1 protein-coding gene is annotated in these 1,179 nt (G+C 49.4%); it reads left to right on the top strand.

Annotation, left to right across the window (positions count from 1 at the left end; translation table 11 throughout):
* Positions 1 to 40: 40 nt before the first annotated feature.
* A partial coding sequence (locus ACN0IC_RS15625; protein WP_416879670.1) for a hypothetical protein occupies positions 41 to 1,179 on the top strand: 1,139 nt, incomplete at its 3' end.

The raw sequence follows: 1,179 nt of genomic DNA, 5'->3' as shown, positions 1-1,179 counted from the left end.
CCGAAGACAGCGATGAGAGTGACGATGGTCTTACTTTTTAATGTCTGGACTCAAACAGTTCTTCGCGAAAACACTCTCTCTTACCGCCTATGACCTTTGCGATCTGCAGGCGGTCGAGAACGACCACACCTTCGTAACAGCTGACGGATACTACTGTTCAGCAATCTCTCTGGATGGTGCAAAAACACACCTCGGAGAGAGCGAGCATCCCAAGGCGGTCCAAAAGCTAAACGATCGCCTCAATGCTTCATTTAAGTCTCCAGGCCATCAGATCCAAATTGTCTTCATACAGGATCCCGAGGAAGGCGGTGCCTACGTTGCGAAAAAACAGGTTGATGAGCTCAGGTTTGTAGCAAATCGGCTCTCTCTCAACATTGAGCCAATATTGAAGGAGAGAGAGAGCATTTGGCGGCAAAAGCGCGTTCCCTTTGAAGCTTGCTATGTGGTTGTGAAGACATCCTTGGCTGCCTTTTCGAAGGCTGACCAGGATCGTGCTATCAAAGAGAGGGAATTAACACCTTTTGTTGTGATGGGTCAGGACCCTCGGAGGGGGTACAAAAGGCTTCTCGCAAAGCACTCATCCTTTGTTAAAAACCTGGCTGCTGCTTTTGCCGACGTTTGCGTTGCGGAGCCGATGACTGTTCATCAACTAGCTAGAGCAATCAATACTTTTATCACGGGCCGCTACGACGATCGTTTTCAGTTGAGGCAAACCCAGAGCAAAAAAGCTGTTCCACCACGGCTTCAGGTGTCAAAAGAGAATCCCTCTGACCCTACCCCACTCTCACAACCGCCAATCGCATTCCAGTTTTGGACAGAAAGGCCTAAAGAGCTTGATGATGAGGAATCTCTGGTTAAGTGCCACAACAGGTACATCGCACCCATCCAAATTGAAACTTGGTCCGACAGGCCTCAACCCTTCACGGAGCTCGTAAGTAGAATTGAGCGAAGAATGCCTTTTGCGGCAAGTTTCACCTTCCAGACAGGGAAGGACCAGGTTAGAACTTTCCTGAACAGTAGCCACCGGATGGCGATGCTCGCGAAGATGTTCAATAAGGCTAATGGTGAGCAGGCCTCGGCAGCGACAATTTTACGGGATTACCTCGTTGGTAACGAGGCAAACGCGCTAAAGGGACATCTCACTCTATCAACATGGGCAAAGAGTAAGGACCTATGTCT

It is taken from the genome of Litorimonas sp., from assembly GCA_029936425.1.
Classification (GTDB): Bacteria; Pseudomonadota; Alphaproteobacteria; order Caulobacterales; family Maricaulaceae; genus Litorimonas.
This window is presented reverse-complemented; position numbering and strand designations above follow the sequence as displayed.